This window comes from Mogibacterium timidum ATCC 33093 (assembly GCF_000525775.1).
Classification (GTDB): domain Bacteria; phylum Bacillota; class Clostridia; order Peptostreptococcales; family Anaerovoracaceae; genus Mogibacterium; species Mogibacterium timidum.
The window spans coordinates 58,918-75,351 of sequence record NZ_JALU01000016.1 but is presented as its reverse complement, the minus strand read 5'-3'; the positions used below and the strand labels follow the sequence as shown (position 1 = coordinate 75,351).

The 16,434-nt window shown below is 48.8% G+C and carries 14 protein-coding genes and 2 tRNA genes; 7 read left to right on the top strand and 9 right to left on the bottom strand.

Translation table 11 applies throughout. From position 1 onward, the window contains the following. Positions 1-17 precede the first annotated feature (17 nt). Positions 18-114 (bottom strand) — tRNA-Sec (locus HMPREF0581_RS08735). 237 nt (positions 115-351) lie between these two features. Here HMPREF0581_RS08735 and HMPREF0581_RS04060 point away from each other — a divergent pair. Then, a complete protein-coding gene (locus HMPREF0581_RS04060; protein ID WP_036380630.1) occupies positions 352-1,500 on the top strand; it encodes an aminotransferase class V-fold PLP-dependent enzyme in 1,149 nt (382 codons plus the stop codon). Positions 1,501-1,694: 194 nt separating this feature from the next. Beyond that, a complete protein-coding gene (gene selD, locus HMPREF0581_RS04055) occupies positions 1,695-2,711 on the top strand; it encodes a selenide, water dikinase SelD (RefSeq protein WP_242835194.1) in 1,017 nt (338 codons plus the stop codon). A gap of 137 nt (positions 2,712-2,848) precedes the next feature. Here selD and HMPREF0581_RS04050 read toward each other — a convergent pair whose 3' ends face one another. The 4 genes from HMPREF0581_RS04050 to thrC form a co-directional block, all read right to left on the bottom strand. Further along, positions 2,849-3,601 carry an aldo/keto reductase gene (locus HMPREF0581_RS04050; protein ID WP_051426927.1) on the bottom strand — a complete coding sequence of 251 codons (753 nt, stop codon included), beginning with the start codon at positions 3,599-3,601 and terminating at the stop codon, positions 2,849-2,851. Positions 3,602-4,086: 485 nt separating this feature from the next. Then, positions 4,087-4,983 carry a selenium metabolism-associated LysR family transcriptional regulator gene (locus tag HMPREF0581_RS04045; RefSeq protein WP_009643171.1) on the bottom strand — a complete coding sequence of 299 codons (897 nt, stop codon included), beginning with the start codon at positions 4,981-4,983 and terminating at the stop codon, positions 4,087-4,089. A gap of 136 nt (positions 4,984-5,119) precedes the next feature. After that, positions 5,120-5,557 carry an ACT domain-containing protein gene (locus HMPREF0581_RS04040; RefSeq protein ID WP_009643178.1) on the bottom strand — a complete coding sequence of 146 codons (438 nt, stop codon included), beginning with the start codon at positions 5,555-5,557 and terminating at the stop codon, positions 5,120-5,122. A 2-nt stretch (positions 5,558-5,559) separates the two neighbouring features. Continuing rightward, positions 5,560-7,038: a threonine synthase gene (gene thrC, locus HMPREF0581_RS04035; RefSeq protein ID WP_036380626.1), complete on the bottom strand. Its 1,479-nt coding sequence runs from the start codon at positions 7,036-7,038 to the stop codon at positions 5,560-5,562. A gap of 158 nt (positions 7,039-7,196) precedes the next feature. Here thrC and HMPREF0581_RS04030 point away from each other — a divergent pair, with 158 nt between their 5' ends. From HMPREF0581_RS04030 to HMPREF0581_RS04020, 3 genes are read left to right on the top strand one after another with little or no spacing between them, the layout of a single operon-like run. Continuing rightward, positions 7,197-8,294 carry a homoserine dehydrogenase gene (locus tag HMPREF0581_RS04030; RefSeq protein WP_051426926.1) on the top strand — a complete coding sequence of 366 codons (1,098 nt, stop codon included), beginning with the start codon at positions 7,197-7,199 and terminating at the stop codon, positions 8,292-8,294. 5 nt (positions 8,295-8,299) lie between these two features. After that, on the top strand, positions 8,300-9,619 hold the full coding sequence (locus HMPREF0581_RS04025; RefSeq protein WP_036380624.1) for an aspartate kinase: 1,320 nt from the start codon (positions 8,300-8,302) through the stop codon (positions 9,617-9,619). 60 nt (positions 9,620-9,679) lie between these two features. Then, positions 9,680-10,690: an aspartate-semialdehyde dehydrogenase gene (locus tag HMPREF0581_RS04020; protein WP_036380622.1), complete on the top strand. Its 1,011-nt coding sequence runs from the start codon at positions 9,680-9,682 to the stop codon at positions 10,688-10,690. 49 nt (positions 10,691-10,739) lie between these two features. Here the strand turns inward: HMPREF0581_RS04020 and HMPREF0581_RS04015 are convergent, their stop codons facing one another. Further along, positions 10,740-12,440: an AMP-dependent synthetase/ligase gene (locus HMPREF0581_RS04015; RefSeq protein ID WP_051426925.1), complete on the bottom strand. Its 1,701-nt coding sequence runs from the start codon at positions 12,438-12,440 to the stop codon at positions 10,740-10,742. Positions 12,441-12,700: 260 nt separating this feature from the next. On the opposite strand from HMPREF0581_RS04015, the gene HMPREF0581_RS04010 reads away from it, so the two are divergent. Together HMPREF0581_RS04010 and HMPREF0581_RS04005 are read left to right on the top strand one after the other, a co-directional pair. Further along, positions 12,701-13,291 carry a DUF1836 domain-containing protein gene (locus HMPREF0581_RS04010; protein WP_083844287.1) on the top strand — a complete coding sequence of 197 codons (591 nt, stop codon included), beginning with the start codon at positions 12,701-12,703 and terminating at the stop codon, positions 13,289-13,291. After that, a complete protein-coding gene (locus HMPREF0581_RS04005) occupies positions 13,288-13,536 on the top strand; it encodes a TIGR03905 family TSCPD domain-containing protein (RefSeq protein ID WP_009643182.1) in 249 nt (82 codons plus the stop codon). The genes HMPREF0581_RS04010 and HMPREF0581_RS04005 overlap by 4 nt, the downstream gene beginning before the upstream one ends. A gap of 207 nt (positions 13,537-13,743) precedes the next feature. Here the strand turns inward: HMPREF0581_RS04005 and HMPREF0581_RS04000 are convergent, their stop codons facing one another. The 3 genes from HMPREF0581_RS04000 to HMPREF0581_RS03990 all read right to left on the bottom strand — a co-directional run bounded on the left by HMPREF0581_RS04000 (position 13,744) and on the right by HMPREF0581_RS03990 (position 16,349). Beyond that, a complete protein-coding gene (locus HMPREF0581_RS04000; RefSeq protein WP_036380620.1) occupies positions 13,744-14,748 on the bottom strand; it encodes an alpha/beta hydrolase in 1,005 nt (334 codons plus the stop codon). Between the two features lie 75 nt (positions 14,749-14,823). After that, a tRNA-Ser gene (locus HMPREF0581_RS03995) sits at positions 14,824-14,915 on the bottom strand. A gap of 114 nt (positions 14,916-15,029) precedes the next feature. Next, positions 15,030-16,349: a D-alanyl-D-alanine carboxypeptidase family protein gene (locus HMPREF0581_RS03990; RefSeq protein WP_009643798.1), complete on the bottom strand. Its 1,320-nt coding sequence runs from the start codon at positions 16,347-16,349 to the stop codon at positions 15,030-15,032. Positions 16,350-16,434 lie beyond the last annotated feature (85 nt).

Genomic DNA, 16,434 nt, shown 5'->3' with positions numbered 1-16,434 from the left:
TCCCATGCAAACTCAAATGGCGGGAGTGCGTGGGAATTGAACCCACCCGAGAAGGTATCAGCTCCTCATATCGGTTTTGAAGACCGTAAGGCACACCAGCACCTATCCACCCCCAAGTTACATACCTCGTCATTATAGCATCAAAGTCTACAGCCTTCAACACTTGAGTTTACGTAAAATACAATAAATGAAGCTTATCGTAGCAAACGAATTACACTGTGTGTGCCCTGTAAATATCACCCCCGGCTTATTCAAATTTGAATATTTATGATATAATCAAATAAAAATGTAGCGATTGATTTTTAGTAGTGTATCAGATTATTTTGGACCGTATTACCAAGGAGGTTTTCGATGATTTATCTTGATAACGGAGCGACCTCGTACCCTAAGCCTAAGGAGGTTGCGGAGGCAGTTTATGAATATATGACCAAGGTCGGCAGCAATATCAACCGCGGCGGATACGAAAAGGCATATTCGGCTGCCGAGGTTGTGCTCGAGACCAGAGAGCTCATTGACAAGCTGATGAACGGTTATGGCGCGCGCAACGCAATATTTACACCGGGCAATACCTACAGCCTCAACTTCTTGATTAAGGGGCTCGCCGGAAAGGGAGACAAATTCCTCACCACACACGTGGAGCACAACGCTGTATACAGGCCGCTCCATCAGCTGCAGCAGGACGGTGTGATTGAATACGACTGCATGCCGTGCAACGAACTGGGGGAGCTGGAGCTTGAAGACGCGTTAGCCATGATAACTCCGGACGTACGCGCTGTCGTAATGCTGCACGCATCCAATGTCAGCGGTACACTGCTTCCTATAGAGGAGGTCGGCAAACGATGTCATGAACAGGGCGTCATCTTCATCGTCGATGCAGCACAGACTGCCGGCAATACTCCAATCGATATGCAGAAGTGTCATATCGACGGACTCACTGTTCCCGGTCACAAGTCACTGCTCGGACCTCAGGGAGTTGGAGTTATGCTGATTAATCCTGAGATCAAGGATGAAATCAATCCGCTGGTTTCCGGCGGTACAGGCAGCCATTCAGACATGGCAGATATGCCATCTGAGCTGCCGGACAGGTTCGAGAGCGGAACTCTCAATTTGCCGGGAATATTCGGACTGCACGCAGCGCTCCGATGGCTGGAGGAGAATTTCGAAAAGGTACACGAACACGAGAAAGCGTTATCAGCCAGGATGCTCGATGGGCTAAAGGATGTCGAAGAAATTCATCTCGCCGGTCTGCCCACAGTCGAAGGCAGGGTGAGCGTAATCTCGGTGGACTTTCTTAATAAAGACAACGGTATTTGCGCATTCAACCTGGAGCATGAGTACGGAATCAGCACGAGAGTCGGTCTGCACTGCGCACCGCTTGCGCACAAGTCTCTCGGAACCTTCCCGGAGGGTACAGTCAGATTCTCGATTGGCCCTTTCAACACTGAAGAGGAGATCGATACCGCTGTTGCAGCCGTCAAGATTCTCGCTCAGACAAAATAAACAACAGCATAATATCCCTTCGCAGGAGATTGTCTTACCTGACAATCCGCGAGTCATGATAAAAGCACCTCCGTCCGAGGTGATACGAAGGGTTCGAAATACCAATAGAAAGAGGTATCAGGATAATGGGCGAAAACGAAAAGAAAACCTGCTGTGCCATACCGATGGCACTCGAGGATGTCAAGCTTACAGAGATGACCACAGCAGGCGGTTGAGGAGCCAAGATAGGGCCGGGAGTCCTAAGCGATATACTGTCTAAGCTGCCAAAGATTCGTGACGAGCGCGTGTTGGTCGGTTTTGACAGCAGTGACGATGCCTGTGTATACAAGGTTAGCGATGACGTTGCGATCATCAACAGCATCGACTTCTTCCCACCAATCGTGGATGACCCATATATGTTCGGTCAGATTGCTGCAGCCAACTCGCTCAGCGACATCTACGCTATGGGTGGTACCCCTAAGCTGGCTATGAATTTGCTCACCTTCCCCGAGAAGCTTCCTCTCGCTGCAGTTGAAGCTATCCTCGAAGGTGGCAACGACAAGGTAAACGAAGCCGGTGCGATGACTACCGGTGGACACAGCATCAATGACAAGGAGCCTAAGTACGGACTCAGCGTAACAGGTTTTGCTCATCCGGACGACATACTCAGCAACAGTGCATCTGAGGGGGATTATCTCGTGATCACCAAGAAGATCGGCTCGGGTGTGCTTACGAGTGCCGATAAGGTTGATTTTCTCAATAAATCAGAGAGCGATGAGCTAAGCAGGACGATGGCTGAGCTCAACAAATACGCATTTGAGGCAACGGCAGGTGTCAAGGTTGACGGCTGCACGGATATCACCGGATTTGGTCTGTTAGGTCACGGCGCAGAAATGGCTAAGGCAGGTGATGTAACTTTGGAAGTTTTCACCGAGAGAATCCCGCTCATGAGTCGCGCACTTGAATTCGCGGCACAGGGAATCCTGCCGGCCGGAGCTCACAACAACATGGCCTTCCTGTCAGGGGACGTAATGGATTACAGCGTCGGTCTCAAACAGGAGCAGATCGACATGCTCTACGACCCGCAGACCTCCGGTGGGCTGCTGCTGGCTGTCAAGGAGCCGGAGCTGGAGAGACTGCAATACCAGCTGGGAGAAAAAGGTTGTGAAAATGCAGTCATCGGCAGGTTCAAGAAGCGCACCTCGCATTACATCGAGATTCTTAACAAATAGCTGTATATTTGCCTTTCTCGTTTCAATTGTCTTGCTACAGCGGAAGGATAACGGAAAGATATTAATCCTTATAGACGGCAGACAAAACCATAAGCGCTGTAGTTGTTGAAATATCAACAGCTGCAGCGCTTTTTTCATCAATTCTCCTGTCTTTTCTGTCCAAACTCTTCGGCGATCACAGCCAGTTCCTCTCTGATCTTGATATGCTGCGGACATACCTGTTCGCATTTTCCGCATTTGATACACTCCGCCGCCTGTTTTCTTCCTTGTCCTTTTACAAGCCAGTTCTCCTGTAACTTTGCTCGCTCAAGATTGTTGAAAAGCGTATAGATATTTTTGGCAGTAAACGAACCCGAAATCCCGATTTCCGTTGGGCATACCTTCGCACAATAATTACATGTCGTGCATGGGATCAACGGAATGCGGGCAAGCTCATCTCTTGCCTTCATAAGACATGCCTCCTCATCAGCAGCTAAGCCCTTAAAGTCCTTCATATAGGAGATGTTGTCATCCATCTGAGAGGCGTCACTCATGCCAGAAAGAACTACGAGAATCCCTTCAAGATTTGCAGCAAAGCGAATTCCCCAAGAGGCGGTTGACATTTCCGGCGCATAGTCCTTAAGGATGTTTGTAACCTGCTCCGGTGGATTAGCAAGAAGTCCGCCCTTCAACGGCTCCATGACAACAATGGGCTTTCCGTACTTTCTTGCAACCTCATATACGCCGCGCGACTGGATCGCAGGATTATCCCAATCCGCATAATTGATCTGAAGCTGCACAAACTCCGCATCCGGGTGGGCAATCAGGATCTCTTGAAGCTCCTCCTTTGTCTCATTTCCGCGTCCATGCCGCTCTCCGGCTGACACTATGTCAATAACTGTGTTATACACGTTCTTTGCACGATGTCAACACTATTTTAGAAATTTTTATACCCCCATTACATTTAGGCTTCTTAAAACAAAAAGCCTATCGACCATCCCGTGGGACAGCCGACAGGCGGATAAAAAATTAAACATATTTTACATAGTCAAGCGAAACCCGGCCTATACCGCTCTTCACCCGTTCCCATCCTGCAGTCGAGACTTTACCGAACTTGGCCTCTACGATGGGATAAACACCAACGGTAATATACTGAATCCTTACTTAGTCTGTTTCTGATCCCTTGCGGATATTGAAGATGTGCCGTTCCGTTTATGTATTCCGAGATTACGGAGAGAGGAACAGGAACCGCATTTATCTATTCCAATGCTCCCGACAGAGAGGAATGGAACAGAAAAAATGAAACAAAAAAAGCCGCCTAAACGAACTTCCGCTGTTTCATATATCTATCACCCTTTTTTAATGTATTTCAATACCTAAGTCAAGCAATCGACTGCTAATGCTTATCCGCATGCTCGAGCACGAACTTTCTGAAAGCCTCTGCTACAGGCGATAAGAACACGTTTTTGAGCGTAATCATGTAGAAGCTGCGCAGCTTGTCAAAGCCCTCTATCTTGAGCACCTTGAACTCATCACCTTTGACAATCCTGCCGACAGTGCGCTCGGACAATATTGATACTCCGACATCGTTTGCAACAAGGCGCATGATCAGGTTGAGGTCGTTGGTTCTTGACACTACTCTAAAGTTGTTTTTGTCATAGCCCCTTGAAGCAGCCGTATCTTCGAATGACTTTCGAGTTGCCGAACCGTTTTCCCTCCAGATAAACGGCAGCTTGGACAGCTCGTCCATCATAATTGTATCCTTATCCGTATCATAGCTTCCCGGAACAAGCAGCACCGGACGATCAGTAAATATCTCATTGACTTCGATACCCGGCTCCGCTACGTATTCGCCGACAAATCCGATCTCGCCTCTCCTCTCAATGAGACTCTCGACAGTGGCCTTACTGTCGTTCATCTCGATGTAGAATTGAGTGAAAGGGTGTACTTCGCTGAATTTGCGAACAATCTCAGGGAGAAATGCTATACCCGGAACCGTTGATGTCTGCAGCTCGAGAACTCCGTCTAAATTGTCATCTCCGCTATCCAGAGCTTCGATGGCTTGCGCTCGTGCATTCACCATCTCTACGGCGTACTGGTAGAATTTCTGTCCCTGTGGGGTCATCTCTACAGTCCGTCCCTTTCGATCAAGGAGCTTAGTGTTGAGCTCCTTCTCGAGTGAACTGATGTGGGTGCTTATGGTAGGCTGTGTAAAGAACGTTGCATCTGCGGCACGACTAAAGCTCTTGAATCTTACTACATTAACAAAAGCTTCAATTTGTTTAAAATCCATCTTACCTCCACTAACACTATAAAAATCAGGAGCGCCTCACCAGTGAAACACTCCTTCTCGCCATGACAAATTCTATCTCATTTATAATATTGTGTCAAACAATCAACATTGTCTATTTCACGACTATAGAAATTATCTATTCCACACCAATAAGATTGGCTTTCTTTATACCTTCAGCAGCCCTCATGTCCGCAACCAGCCGTTCCAGCCCGCACGTTGCATCGTCCATGTTGAGTGCCAGCATAACATTCGCAATATTATTGACCGGAGGGCTCTGGTTAATCGTCCAAATACTGTACGAATGGCTCGCAATTACTCGTATAAGCTTCTCCAGCACTCCGGCCTCGTGGCGCAGCTGCAACGACATAATCGCCCTCTTGCTGGTCTTACGAGCGCTGAGCTCCATCACGTAATCCTTGTATTTGTAATAGGTACTCCTCGATATACCGACAGTTCTCACTGCCTCGCTTATGTCCGACACCTCACATTCTGCAAGCAGCCGACTGGCCTCGACGACTTTTTCAAAATATTCGGGAAGGATCTTCTTATCTACTATAAGATATCTGCTATCCACTGTTACACCCTGCCTTTGCCGGCATACTGCACGACTACGGACTTCATCTCTTCCACATCAATGATGTCCTTGTGCTTTATCTCCTTGTCAAATATCGAGCTGAGCGAGCCGGGAATCTCTGTTCCCGACACCTTGGAGAGCAGTTCCATGTCCTCCATATCATCACCCGAGGCCTTCTCACCAAGTGCCGCGAGAACTGCACCTGTGAACTTGTATGGAGAAGCTGTCGAGAGAACAACATTCTTGCAACCCGCATTACCTGCAGCCTTCAGGTATTTGTCCGAAGCCGCCCAAGCAATAGCCGTATGTGTATCCATCAGGTAGCCGGCATCCTTAAACAGCTTGCCAATCGCAGCTGCCCCCTCTCCATCAGAGCAGGAAAAGCCTGTAAAATCATTCTTTATCCGAGCCAGCTCTTCCTCGCCTATCTGGTACTCTCCACGCTCAGCCAGTTCCTTCATATATGCCTTAGTTTTATCAGCACCGCAGACGAAGAACAACAGTCTCTCCAGATTGCTGGATACCAGAATATCCATCGAAGGTGAGGACGTCTTGTAAAAATGTCTCTTCTTATTGTAATGTCCCGTTTCCAGGAACTCAGCCAGCACGTCATTTCTGTTAGATGCGCAGATCAGCTTTCCTACAGGCAGCCCCATCTGCTTGGCCAGATATCCGGCCATGATATCTCCGAAATTGCCTGTCGGAACCGTATAATCGACCGCATCGCCGAGCTGTATATCCCCGGCCTCGATGAGAGATTTGTATGCTGAAAAATAATATACAACCTGCGGAACCAGCCTTCCAATATTGATAGAGTTTGCGCTGGATAACGAGACTCCTGAGCACGGCTTTGGGATCTCACGAAACAGGCTTTTGACGCCTGACTGCGCATCATCAAAGTTGCCTCTCACACCAAAGGCCTCGGTATTTGCCCCGGACTGCGTTACCATCTGCAGCCTCTGCGTCTCGGAAATACCTTTATCCGGATAGAACACGGCAATCCTGATACCGGGCACATCCGAAAATCCATGGAGTGCAGCGCTGCCGGTGTCTCCACTGGTAGCTGTCAGTATCAATATCTCGTCGCTGAAATTGTTGAGCTTGGCCGCCTCAGACATGAGGTTGGGAAGTGCGGAAAGTGCTACGTCCTTAAACGCACAGGTTGGTCCGCGGAACAGCTCGAGCACATACCTGCCATCTACGCTTACCAGAGGTGTAATCTCTTCAGCGCTGAACTTATCTCTGTAGCTTCTCTCGACTATCGAATCTATCAGCTTTTCACCGTAATCAGGAAAGAATTTGCCAAATATTTTTTTTGCCATTCCCCTGTAATCTTCGGATATCACATCCCTATAATCCAGTACTAATTCGGACAAATCCTCGGGAACATACAGTCCGCCGTCCCGAGCCAAGCCCTCAAGCACTGCCTGCGACGACGAAGCATTGTGGTTTACATCTCTTGTACTTATATAATTCAACATTTTATCTCTCTTTTCTGTTGCGTATTTTGTGCGTTTATGATACATTATTCTTCATAGAAACACAAGTGTTTTTCACACAAGGACACTTGCGATTTTGAGAAGAAATGTCCATAATCATAATACATATGGATATTAGAGAGGATACATAACATACAATTATGAAGATTGCAATTCTGGGATACGGAGTAGCCGGCAGCGGCGCATACGAAGTCGCTAAGACTGCAGATAACATAGAGGTCAAGCGCGTGCTGCACAGGCGTGCAGTAGCTGAACTGGGAGATATCGTCACGACAGATTATGACGACATCATAAATGACAGAGAGATTGAACTGGTGGCTGAGTGCATCGGCGGTCTTCATCCTGCATACGAGTACGTAGCTGCTGCTATCAAGAGCGGCAAGCACGTTGTGACACCTAACAAGAACCTCGTAGCGGCATATTGGAACGAGCTCCATGCGCTAGCAGACCAATACGGTGCGGAATTACGATTCACAGCCTCTGCAGGCGGCGGCATACCATGGCTCTTCAATCTGAGGCGCCAGTCGAGAAGCGATGAGATACTCGCGATCAGCGGAATAGTAAACGGCACGTGCAACTACATTCTTGACACGATGCATAACGAACCTGTCGACTTCACCGAAATATTAGCCAAGGCGCAAGCGCTCGGATATGCCGAAAAAGATCCGACTGCGGATATCTGCGGCTTTGACACGCAGCGCAAGTGCGTCATCTCCGCCAACCTCGCATTCGGGTTGAGTATTACCGAGGATGAGGTGCCGGTATTTGGTATACAGAACATCAACGCGGGAGATATCAAGTATTTCCGGCAGCACAGCTATACCTGCAAGCTCCTTATGAACGCAGGTCTCACGGAGTATAGAGCTTATGCATATGTCGAGCCTACTCTTGTCGGCAAGGGCGCACTCGAGGAAAGTGTTCCTGCCAACAACAACCTCATCAGCCTGACAGGCAACCATATCGGCACACTTTCCTTCTACGGACAGGGCGCCGGTAAATTCCCTACAGGCACATCCGTAATTCAGGACGTGCTCGACATCGAGAGCGGATGGGGCTTCAAAGCAGCAGACAGCAAGAAGATTAACGTAACCATCGACAACGCTATTGAATCGCACAGATACTACGTAAGAGAGAATGGAGAGCGCAGAATCACAGAGCCGATGAGCGTCGCAGCAGCTCATGAGATAGCTGCAAAGAGCAGCGACGACAGCTTCTTCATGGCCGGAATAAGGGAGTAATACGGATGATTAAGGTTGCAAAATTTGGTGGTTCTTCACTTAGCGACGGGGAGCAGTTCGCCAAGGTTAAGAATATTATCGATCGGGATCCTGACCGCCGCATGGTGGTAGTATCTGCTCCGGGACGAAGATCCGCGGAAGACAACAAGGTGACAGATCTGCTGTATCTGGTCAAGGCGCATATCAAATACGATGTATCGTATGACAGCATCTTTGAGATAATCGAACAGCGTTACATGGATATCAGATCCGAGTGTCACCTCACGCTCGATCTGGACCGCGAGTTCGAGATTATCAGAGACAAGCTGGATAAACAAATCTCCATGGACTATCTGGCTTCCCGGGGAGAGTTCCTCAACGCCAAGCTGATGGCTGAGTACCTCGGCTATCAATTTGTCGATGCGGCTGATCTCATCAGCTTCCAGTACAACGGCGAAGTGGATATGGACAAGACCGAGGAGAATTTCAAGGAGATATTCGAGGTATACAACAGAATTGTAATGCCCGGTTTCTACGGAAGTCTTCCAAACGGCGAGATTAAGGTGTTTTCACGTGGTGGCTCCGACGTATCCGGAGCGATTGCCGCAGCCTCGCTGGATGCCGATGTGTACGAGAACTGGACAGATGTGTCCGGCATCCTCATGGTCGACCCTCACATAGTTGATAATCCTAAGAGCATCGCGCGCGTGACGTACGCAGAGCTGCGAGAGCTCTCCTACATGGGTGCGGCCGTCCTTCACGAGGACACAGTGTTTCCTGTTCGCGCCAAGGATATCCCGCTCAACATCAGGAATACCAACGAGCCCGATAATCCGGGAACTATTATCCGTGAGAGTTTCGGCGCGGCGAGTCCGGAGGAAAGCCACAGATTCATCACCGGAATCACCGGCAAACGAGACTTCTCGCTTATCAAGATCGCTAAGGGTAATATAGGAGACAACCTCAATACGCTGCGCAAGGTAATCGACATCTGTGAGCAGTACGACATACCTATATCACAGATTCCGAGCGGTGTTGACAGCTTCTCCATAGTAACTCCAACCGCAAAATTAGAGCACCGCAAGTACGACGTGCTGTCTGCTATCAAGCGAGAGTGCGGTGTGGATGCTGAAATCGATCAGGGTATCAGCATAATAGCTATAGTCGGCAGACAGATGGCTTACAAGACCGGAATCTCAGGAAAAATCTTCGGAGCACTGGGGGTCAACAAGGTCAACATACGCATCATTGAGCAGTGCGCGGACGAGATCAACATCATGATCGGCGTGTTTAACGATGATTTTGAAAAGGCCATCAGGGTTCTATACGAGAGCTTCGCAAAATAGAAATATCACATCAGAAAGGGGTTCGAGAGTCGCGGCTTCTCGAAGCAGGAGAAACAAGATATGCAGAAATACGGATTAGGAATCCTCGGCGCCACCGGTGCCGTAGGTCAGGAAATGCTCAAGGTGTTGCAGGAGAAGGACTTTCCTCTCTCAGAGCTCCGTTTACTCGCCAGCAAGCGAAGCGCAGGCAAGGAGGTTCAGACGGAGAAGTACGGCAAGGTCGCGATACAGGAAGCAACAGACGATTCTTTTGAAGGCTTGGACTTCGTACTGGGCGCTGCCGAGAACGACATATCAGTCAGATTTACGCCGGCAATCAAGGCTTCGGGGGCTACCTACATCGACAACTCGAGTGCATACAGGCTTGAGCCTGATGTGCCGCTAGTCGTACCGGAGATCAACCCCTATGACGCCTTTAAGCATAGCGGCATCATCGCTAATCCAAATTGCTCGACAATCATCACACTTGTAGCTATCAATGCTATCAACAAGCTATCGCCTATCAAGGGTATCTACGCTTCGACATATCAGGCCGTGAGCGGAGCCGGCGCAGGCGGTCCTGTCGAGCTGTTTGAGCAGACCGGACAGGTGCTTGCAGGCGAAGCTATAACACCGCCTAAAGTGTTTCAGCATCAGATAGCATTCAACGTAATTCCTCACATCGGAGGCTTCAAGGATAATCTCTACACATCCGAAGAGATGAAGCTCCAAAACGAAGGACGCAAGATCATGCATTTGCCTGAGCTGAATGTATCCTGCACATGCGTCAGAGTTCCGGTCGAACGCTCGCACTCCATCTCCGCCAACGTAATTACCGAGAGCAGGCTGGATCTCGATGAAGTTAGAAAGGCTATTGCAAGCGCAGAAGGCTGCAAGCTGGTCGATGTGCCGAACGATATGAGCTATCCGATGCCTATCGATACTAGCGATCAGGACATCGTGTTTGTGGGTCGCATCAGACGTGACCTTGTGTGCGAAAACGGCATCAACCTCTGGTGCGCAGGAGATCAGGTGCGCAAGGGCGCTGCAACCAACGCGGTGCAGATAGCCGAGCTGCTGATCCAAGCATAAATTGAAGCCATATATCCAAGCTCCGTGTATCAGTGGGTGCGCGGAGCTTTCATTTCTTTTCTTTCTTCGCTTTTCCCGCCTTCTCTGCGTCGATTATCTTTTGTATCTCCACAAATCTCTTGATCTTCTGCGTGCTGGTCTTCTCCATAGGCTCGTCAGTGGTGTACACTCTCTTGATGCGCTTGTATGTCGGCAGCTTATCGTTGATTTTCTCAACATCAGCCTCTATCGATTTATGAATTTCTTCCGTTGTTTTGCCTTCAAAATCCTCAGGATTATACACTAGCTTGAGTGCTACTACGGGATCACGGTCATCACCGTCATTCGGAATACCTGCGACAATCGCCTCTTCTTTGTATGAGAGAGAATTTAGCTCCTGCTCTATCTCTTCAGGGAAAACGTTCTTGCCGTTCTTGAGCACGATCACGTTTTTTTTGCGACCCGTGATGTAGAAATAACCATCCTTGTCGCGATACCCGAGGTCACCTGTGTGGAACCAGCCGTCGTAAATGCAGGCCTTCGTCGCCTCCTCATTCTCGTAATAGCCGAGCATGACGTTCTCGCCGCGCGCGATTATCTCGCCGATGCCGTTCTCATCCGGATCGTAAATATCCATGCTGACCCCTTCTATTGGAACTCCAATGGAGCCCGGTCTTCTGTGATCCGGTCTCTCAGCAGCGAGCACAGGTGATGTCTCTGTCAGGCCATAGCCCTGCAGGCAGATAACACCGAAGTCGTGCCACCCCCTGATGCACTCAGGATCAGCGGCTGCAGCTCCGAGGATAACCATGCGGAGGTTTCCGCCAAAAGCCTCGAGCACACCCTTAAATACGTTACGTCTGATATCGATGTGAGCCTTACCCAGCACTCTGACAAATCTACCCATGGTTTTAAGTCTGCCGGTCATCCCCTCCTTCTCAGCCTTCTTAAGAATTCTGCTGTACATGGTTTCAATCAGGAGTGGTACTCCTACAAATATTGAAACCTTATATTCCTTGAAGTTCTGCTGAATATGCTTGAGGCCATCGCAATAAACCGTACAAGCCCCGGCAGCCAAAATTACCAACTGACACGTCAATCCAAAGGTGTGATGATACGGCAGCAGCGCGATATTAATATCTGTTGCATATATCGGTTCTGATGCAAGAGTGTTAACGACATTGGACACAACATTCCTCTGAGACAGCATAACTATCTTGGATTGCGAGGTTGTACCTGATGTGAATATAAGGAACGATGCGATATCCGGGTCTATTCTCACCCCTGAGAACTTGTCTGCTCCGCTGTCGATTAATTCCTTGCCTTCAACTGTAAGATCGAAAATATCAGTTCTATCCTCAGCCTTAAACAGCGGAAACGCATACTTAATACCGGTCTTACCGGATTCAAGCGCCTTGAGCACTCCCGTCTCCTCTTGCTTGTCATAAAATATAACCTCCGCCTCACTTCTTATGAGTGACGACTCGAACTCCTCATACTTGAGCTCCTTGTCGAGCGGAACAGTGATATTGCCCGTAGTGAGCGTAGCCATGTTGGCCAGATACCAGTTATAGCTGTTCTTTCCTATCACGACAATTCTCTTGCCGGAGAATTCCCTGCCCAGAAAGGCCTCGCCGAGACACCTGATTTCCTCGTAATATCTGATATATGTGATATCACGGTATTCGCCCTTGCCGGTCTTAAGCCTAAACGCCTTGTTGCCCCCGTATCTGCCGACCGCCAGCTCCAATATTTCTCTAATATTCTCCAAAATAACCTCCGTCTATCTACGTAGCCTAAATGCCTTCCTAATACGTAGAGCTCTAAAGCTTCATACGCATACACGCAGTATTCCGACGTGCCGGGAAAGCGCAATTTACGAAAATTTTTAAAATAGTTTTGAAAACTATATTATTTAGTATTATAATCTAACATATGCTGATGATACTCTAATCATCGGGGTTTAGCAATGGTTAATTTGATTTTTATACAAGATTACTGATAAATTCTGTTTTATTTAACGCTGAATTTATGTTTGAAGCTCACGCTCACCTATGGTACTATCCCTGTATGGAGCGCGGCCGGAAAGGAATTATGACGCACAATCGAGATATACGGAATATACGGCGCAGCACGCGGCTGCGTCTGCCGAGATGGCACGAGTTGCCTGAGATGGGGCTATATATGGATCAGATGCTGTCGCTGATCAACCCGCATTTTGAAGAGAACTACGGAGAGAGCTATCTGCTCACCAGCACAATGGTCAATAATTATGTCAAGCTATGCGTAGTTCCATCGCCGGTCAAAAGGCGCTACGACAGGAGCACAGTCGCCAGACTGTTCGTAATTATCACGCTAAAGTCGATCTTCAACGTGCAGGAAATCGCCGAGCTGATAGCAGCTCTTAACGATGACGATGCCGGTCACGAGTTGTCCGAATCGTACAACCTCTATTGCTCTACACTGGAGTCAGCAATAGATTCGACCTATGCCGACAGCATCTCGCACACCAAGCCGGACGATGATTATCTCCGTGTAATCGAAGATGTTGCAACCGCCGCCGCCTACCAGCTCATAGTTAAGCGCAGGCTCAAGCTGAGAAGAGAAAGGAACAGAATATGATATATAAGCCGGAGGGCGTGTGCGCCCAGCTGTTAAGTCTCGAGATCGAGGACGGAATAGTTAAATCAGTGGAGTTCATAGGTGGCTGCGCCGGCAACGCGCAGGGTATCTCCAGTCTCGTCAAGGGAATGCATGTCGACGACGTGATTGAGAGACTCGAGGGCATCAAATGCGGCTTCAAGGACACCTCATGTCCGGATCAGCTGTCCGCAGCACTCAAGCAGTACAAGGCAGAGCACCGATAAGTCATACAAAAGGTCTTGGCGCAATAGCGGCATATACATATACATATACAGATACATATACCGTTCAGCTCACCTGTGCGGCCGGGGCGTGAATCCCAGTTGCGAATTTTAAAGGGCAGCACCCGTATAAAAGCGGTGCTGCCCTTCTGCATGTTATCATCATGTACTCAATATGCGATGTGCATGAACGCTGCTACGCCCAAAGCACTAATCACGGAAGAATCTCCTAAGGCCGTTGTATATGTACGGGAACGAGTAATAATAGCGATGCTTGCCGGGGAACTCCGTGTACATGAGATTGCCTTTTTCAAAATTTGTATCCGTATAGGTGAACTGCTCGGGATACCCGCGCAGCGTCTCGACTACATGCTCGGTCGCACTGTGCATGAAATCCTTATCACCGGATGCCGCATATATCCTGTAGTCGCTCTGCTTGTATCCGGAAGCTCTTGCAGAGGCGGCAAGCGAAGGAGAGGTAGCATCGTCCTGCGACTTCACGTAGCCGGATTCATCATAGTAGAGAGGCATACTTATAGGCAGGTAGTACTTGAAAATATCTATGTGGTTGCGAAAAGCCCACCAAGCGGTACTTCCTCCAAGGGAGAAACCGCCAATACCTCTGTGATTGCGCGACTTTCTGAATTCTGCAGCTGTAGGCTCCGCCGCATAGGTGCTATATTTACCCTCCACTGCAGGCATCAGATCGTTTGTAATCTCCATCCCCATTGCCGTCTGTATATTTTCCACATTCCTGCCATATTCAAATGTATATGTCGGAGTCACAACGATAATCGGCTTGATATCACCGTTCTGTATCATGTTGTCGAGTATGTGCTTGAAGGCGTGCGGACTGTTCGGCGTACCGAGGAATGTGGTATTTGAAGCTCCGTAGCCATGATTGAGATAGAAAATATCGTATTTCCTGCTCTTGTCATATCCATATGGCAAATACACCATAGCGTTCTTATCAACTACCTTGCCACTTCCGTCGATAAGAGTTGTCTTATAGGAAATCTCCTCAACATGACCCGGCTCCCCTGCCGGCCTTTCATACGAAGACGGAAGCTCAACTGCTTTGGTCGGAACGGGTTTGAGCTTATGCTGTCCCGACTTGTCTCCTGCTGTATTTCTAATCGATAATACGTAAATCGCCGCCAACATAATTATAGCTATTATAAACAATGCTTTTTTGCTCTGTATTAATGATTTCAAATTCCTAATCCCCTTATTCGCTCAGAATATGCGTAAAATGAAAACCTCGCAACCCTTGAGATTGCGAGGCTCTTTTGGCGGAGAGAGGGGGATTTGAACCCCCGCACGGGAGTTACCCGCCTGCTGGTATTCGAAGCCAGTCCCTTCAGCCTCTTGGGTACCTCTCCACACTTTCCGCGGTTATCAAGATAAAGACGGCCAATATGTGGTAAAACCACCTATCAATCGACCCGCGAAGGCCATTATAGCATAGCCGCCATTCACGCGCAAGCGCACGGATCTTAACGATGATTAGAACGGTCATGCTTACCCATGTACCTTACTGCAGCTCTTGCCTGCCTGTGCTTTGTGACAATTCGCCTTATCAGCATCAATAATGCAATTGCTGCTACGATGATTATCGTAGCCATATTGGATATGTATAACTTGGATGGCAACCATCCGGACTCGACATCGTGCTTAACCACAAGCAGAGCATCGGAGGTGTATCTGCCATCTACATACACCTTCGCAACCCCGACTTTATCGCCGGCCTTGAGTGGAGCCTTTGCGAGCCAGTCGCGCTTTATCTTCACCTTGATTTTTGCACGGTCACCCTTCTCAGTGTACGCATAAGCTGTCTCGCTCGCGTAAGCATCGACCATGGTATGCTTTCCGCCTCGCACGAGCACCTTGCCCATCTTCTCGCCCTTATCGACAGGGATATGCGTCTTGAGGTGCTTGCGGGCATATCTAAACAATGCTTCCGCATCCTTCGGTCGATTTTCCTTATCGTCACCAAACATAACAAGCAGCATGCTCAGGTCTCTCTTGTTATATGACAATACAATTGACGCCTCACCATCCCAGAAGCCGGTCTTACCTGCAACCACACCGGAGCCCTTCTTGCCCAATAAATCCGTATGCGCCTTCATCACACGCCTGTCGCTAAGATTCGTTGCATCCATCTTGAATATCTTGGTGCCGGCAAGCTTATACACCTGTTTGTTACGCAGTGCCGCTCTTGCAACCTTTATGTAGTCGCCGGCAGTCGTATAATGTCCATCCGCCTTCATTCCATTTGGATTTATGAAATGAGTGTCCTTACAGCCCAGCTTATCGGCTTCTTCGTTCATCCATCTTACAAATTTCCTGATATCTCCGCCGGAAACCGCCTCGGCCAAGCTGTAAGCAGCGTCATTGCCCGAATTTATCATCAACCCGTATAGCAGCTGTCTGATTGTGACGACCTCCCCCTCCTTGAGGAACATGGTAGATCCGCCGAGTTCCGTTGCACTCTTGGAGATTCTGACCTTTCTGTCGAGGTCCTTCTCATGCTTTACAACCAACAGCGCAGTCATCAGCTTGGTTGTGCTAAACGGGGCAACCCGCTTAGCCGCATTCTTCGAGTACAGTACAGTCCCGGTGTTCTCGCTATAGAGAACCGCACTCTCGGCTTTTATATCAGGTGCATCTGCGATTTTGTCCGATTGAACGCTCCGGGATACATCCGCTGCATACAAATTCCTATGAAGCACGTCTGTGCTGAAAACCATAGTCATGCACAGTACCGCCGGTATCAATATTCTACATATCCTCTTGAGATTGCTACAGGCGCTCATATCTTCTCCCATCGTATCGAATTTATCATGTCACGTGCCGTCAGGCTGCATCCGCTGTACCGGCTGCATCAACCGCATTCGCCGT